The following is a 4,129-nucleotide window of genomic DNA, read 5'->3' as shown; positions in this document are numbered from 1 at the left end:
GCACAAGGGACGGTAACCCGCCCCAGTCCAATTCAGGCATGATTTAGTGCAGACCTCAGCCTGGGCTCCCAGCAGATATGCCTGTCTATACAAGAAGCGAGCTCTACGACCTCTTGTGGTCGGCACCCGCCAGCAAGATCGCGAAGAACCTAGGGATATCAGATGTTGCCCTCGGCAAGGCAGCCAAGCGGCACGGGATCCCAGCACCTGAACGCGGTTACTGGGCGAAGATCGCCGCAGGGAAGCTCCCAGCTAAGTCTCGATTGCCACTCAGAGGGCTGGGACAAGCCGACTCGATCCACGTGGGGCGAGAAGACGAGCTGACCCGGCGCAGCGCCGGGCAGGCAGATGCAGATATACCCGCGCTTCCTGCCGCGCTTAGGATGCACGATGAAACGCTCCATGACTTGCGCTCACGGCTAGAGGACGAAATCGGGACCATCAGCATTCCGAAGTCCTTGTCAGCGCCCCATCCAGTCGTAGCACGAATGCTGACCATAGACGCAAAGCGGATGGAGAGTCTTTCTGGCGCAGACCCACGCTGGAGCCACGAACAGCCCTATTACGCCTCACCATACGAGAAGCGACGTCTGCGCCTGTTGAGCGCCATCTTCAAAGGGCTCTCGAACACCGGGCTGGAGTTCCAGGCAAAAGGTAAGGACGCCAACGAGTTCAGAGTGTTTGCGCGGGAGGGGTCCAGCGTGACGTTCCGACTGGATCATCCGAAAAAGGCTGAGGGGAGGAACAGCTACTTCGCCACGTCAAAACCAGACCGCCCCGCGTCCGAGCCCTTGAAGCTGGAGATCATGTGGTGGTTTCGCTCCGAAGCCCCATTCCGTCGCACGTGGGAGGATGAGCGAGCGACACAGATTGAGGAAGCCATAAGTGAGATCGTGGTCACCCTGGCATTCGCAGTAGAAGCAGTTTATCGGCAGGCGGAGATTGACTCACAAAGACATGCCATCGAGATGCATGAAATTGCGGTTCGGCGGCGTGAGGAGAAGAGGATCGAATCGATTCTTGAGCGAGAAGCTGCTGAGGAAGCAGATCGACAAGCACGAATGCACAAGCTCATGTCAGACGCTACCAACTTTCGATTGGCACAGGATATCCGGGACTACGCAGATGCCGTAGTACGCACCAATGACCGAAGCAGCGCTCCCGTACCACACGAAGAGATTAGTGCCTGGAAGGCAGCGGCGCTCAGATGTGCAGACGACATCGACCCTTTAGTATCTCGCGCCTTCCTCGTTCCCCCAGATCCGGCGACCTCGCCAGCTAAGCCGATGGTATCGCCCCTTCCCTCCATTGAACGCTTGACAGAAGGGGCATGGCATCCGAACCAGCAGTGGTTCGCGCGCTGAACGCAATCTATTCCGTTACAAGGTTACCCAACATCGACCCAGGTGAGCTATGGAAGCATTCTGGCAAGGCGCATGGAAATTTCTGCAGGTCATTTCGCCAGCCTTGATAGGCTTGTTCGGCGTGGTGGTTGGCGGCTGGGTCACGGTGTGGAGAGAGAAGAAAGCTGACGCCCGGAAGGCCGAGAAAGAAACAGCCTACCTGGCCGCGATCATAGGCGGCGAACTGGACAGTTTCGCCAGTCTCTGTGCGGATGTGGTTGATGATCGTGGCTATGAAGACGAGCGCGGCTATACGGTGGCACGCACTTCACTTCCCAGCTTTGATCCCTCCAAATTCGACGTTGACTGGCGGTCGATCCCTTCAAGCGACATGTTTAACATCCTCGATCTCCCGTATCAGATCGAATTCGCGAATTCCTCTATAGAGGCCGTGAATCACCATTCGGACAGCCCGCCGGATTTCGAACTCACCTTTGCCGAGCGGCAACTACAGTACGCCCGGCTTGGTCTGCACTCAGCAGAGATTGCCAATCGAATTCGAGCAGTAGCAGGGCAGAAGCCGAGAGCAAGAACTTACGAGTGGGACCCCATTGCTAGGTTCACTGCCGACATCAAGCGGCTTGAGCCACTCAAGCAGATGCCCTGACATCTAGCCATGTCAATGTCGGGGAAGATCAGCAAAAACAAGGACTAAGGCGATCTCTCGCGACCACTTGTGATCTATGGGAATCAATGACTTACCAAGAGGCCGGGGTCAGTTTGGGGTCAGCCGGCCCAGGCCAATCACGCCGTCTGTTGGTAATTGGAAATGCGTCAGCATCGCCTTTTGCCAAGCTATGCCACATCCATCCATCAACTTCCTAAAACACTTTGCTGATCAACAAGCATTGCGAAACGCAGCCTTGCGACTGTGATTAAGGTCTATCTACGGGCCAAACAAAGCTCCGAACTAGGAATCGTCCATTCGACGTCACCTGGATTGGGGTCTTCAATTGCCCTGGCCTTTCTGATCAGTTGGTCTGCGATTTCGCTCTGCTGTATGAACTTCTCACCCTCAAGCGGCTCCGATTCGGGCAAAGCAAACGGAAATACGACGTCCGTGTGACCGGGATATTCATGAGGAGTGTAATCCAGCTCCAGCCTAGCGGCGAAAAAATCACCAGCCGTTAGCTTCGCCACGCCCCAGTAGGTGTTTTTTCCGATGTTCCCAATTTGCGCACAACGCGTCTTAACGTCCCTGTCCGGTTCTTCGCGATCCAGCCATCGAATCGTTGACAGTCTCAGTTTTTCCCGCTGAGGCCTAAAGGCTGCAGAGGTGAGCGCACCCCTCTTGTAAAAATGAGGAGTCCTAAGCACTCGAACAACAATTTCATCGTCGGAAAAGTCCCCTGAACTACTCACTCAATCCCTCAAATGATAAGGCGTCCATTCCACAAGGCCAGGCAGGAAATAATCCGAACTACGCAGCCTCTGCCCATTCGTGACGCATAGCCAACCCAGATATCGTCTTCGTGTCGGACGAGGAATTACTACTGGAAATCGCACTCCATAAGTCAGGCATCCCGAGCAATGGGACAAGCTGATTATCCCCTGAGCAAGACGTCCGCTTCGGCTCAATACCTGAACGTTCGATCACAAGCCAAGAGTGCCTTGTCTTTCCGATCTCCAACTCTGCCCTGCCAGATCGCCAGCGCCATGCCAGGGTGATCGTGCCATTCGGATTTGGGTATGCAATTGGCAAACTCATGCTGCCAGCCATCTTCTCAACGAAGCCGATAGCCGACTCGATTGCTTCCATTGCAATTGGAAGCGCGCCTTCGCCGTCCCAATCCTCCGAAAGCGAAGAGAAACTGCGGATTTCCGATCTAAGTTCAATAGACGCAGCCGCAGCGTGCCAGGTGCGCGTCAACTCTTTAGATTGCGCAACTCTCGCACCATAGCTCAGAAGCGGGTTGGCGGCTCCAGCGCTAAACGCAGAGGAAAACGAAAGACCCGAGTTATTGAGCACAAACGAGGCCATCGCGTCGGTGACGCACAAATGTGCATTCATCGAGACAATTGAATTATTAATGATCGAGTTATGCAACACTACCCCTCTCCCATTTTCAAATTAGCCTTAATCCTCGGACTCCTGTTAATCATCTCAAAAAACGCATCGTGTGCAATTTTCTGAAGATCACTGAAGCACTGCATCACCTTGCCCACGTCCACATCCTTCAAAGACTCAGATGTAACCGTAGTATTCATGACAATTCCCGTTTTATCGTGAACGCCACCCTCTCCCACATCAAGCGCCAATTCGCGACCGGACGCGTCTCTATTTGAATAGAAGAACCTCATGGATGAGCCGGAACCTTGACGATCGAGCGCAGCGGAAGTTTCCAATCCTTGGTATTTTACGCCTACAACTTCTGAGAAAAACTCAGATGCAGCCAAGCCCGCAAGATGTCCCTCATCAAAGAAGTCCAAGTACTTAACGATGCACCAGACCTCCTGATGCCTCGATATTGGCGAAACCTCGTTAAGAGCAGCAACCCCCTGCTCCAAGACTTTCCGGAAAGCATCCCAAGATGTATATGGCGCAAGACCATTGGCAGTGAAAACACCAACACCAAGTTGGTATAGAGTATTAACCTCTCCATCACTCTTTCGGTATCTGTAGCCGACAGCACCGCCAGGACCTGGCATACCTTGGGGCAACGTTCGTTCAAGCTGGTTGTAACCCAACTTACCCACCTCGACCCCGAAACGAATGTAGTCAGAGT

At 53.9% G+C, this 4,129-nt stretch carries 5 protein-coding genes; 2 read left to right on the top strand and 3 right to left on the bottom strand.

Annotation, left to right across the window (positions count from 1 at the left end; genetic code table 11):
- Positions 1–488 precede the first annotated feature (488 nt).
- Together AC1DQP_RS17575 and AC1DQP_RS17570 are read left to right on the top strand one after the other, a co-directional pair.
- Positions 489–1,364 carry a hypothetical protein gene (locus tag AC1DQP_RS17575; RefSeq protein ID WP_478052107.1) on the top strand — a complete coding sequence of 292 codons (876 nt, stop codon included), beginning with the start codon at positions 489–491 and terminating at the stop codon, positions 1,362–1,364.
- Positions 1,365–1,413: 49 nt separating this feature from the next.
- A complete protein-coding gene (locus AC1DQP_RS17570) occupies positions 1,414–2,010 on the top strand; it encodes a hypothetical protein (protein ID WP_457489252.1) in 597 nt (198 codons plus the stop codon).
- A 275-nt stretch (positions 2,011–2,285) separates the two neighbouring features.
- Here the strand turns inward: AC1DQP_RS17570 and AC1DQP_RS17565 are convergent, their stop codons facing one another.
- The 3 genes from AC1DQP_RS17565 to AC1DQP_RS17555 form a co-directional block, all read right to left on the bottom strand.
- The gene (locus AC1DQP_RS17565; protein WP_457489253.1) at positions 2,286–2,765 is read right to left on the bottom strand and encodes a hypothetical protein; all 480 of its coding nucleotides are present in this window, start codon (positions 2,763–2,765) and stop codon (positions 2,286–2,288) included.
- Positions 2,766–2,823: 58 nt separating this feature from the next.
- Entirely contained in the window at positions 2,824–3,453 is a 630-nt protein-coding gene (locus tag AC1DQP_RS17560) for a hypothetical protein (protein ID WP_478052106.1), read from the bottom strand.
- A partial coding sequence (locus tag AC1DQP_RS17555; RefSeq protein WP_478052105.1) for a TIGR04255 family protein occupies positions 3,453–4,129 on the bottom strand: 677 nt, incomplete at its 5' end. The genes AC1DQP_RS17555 and AC1DQP_RS17560, both read right to left, overlap by 1 nt.

It is taken from the genome of Stenotrophomonas sp. P5_A8 (assembly GCF_056400545.1).
This window is presented reverse-complemented; position numbering and strand designations above follow the sequence as displayed.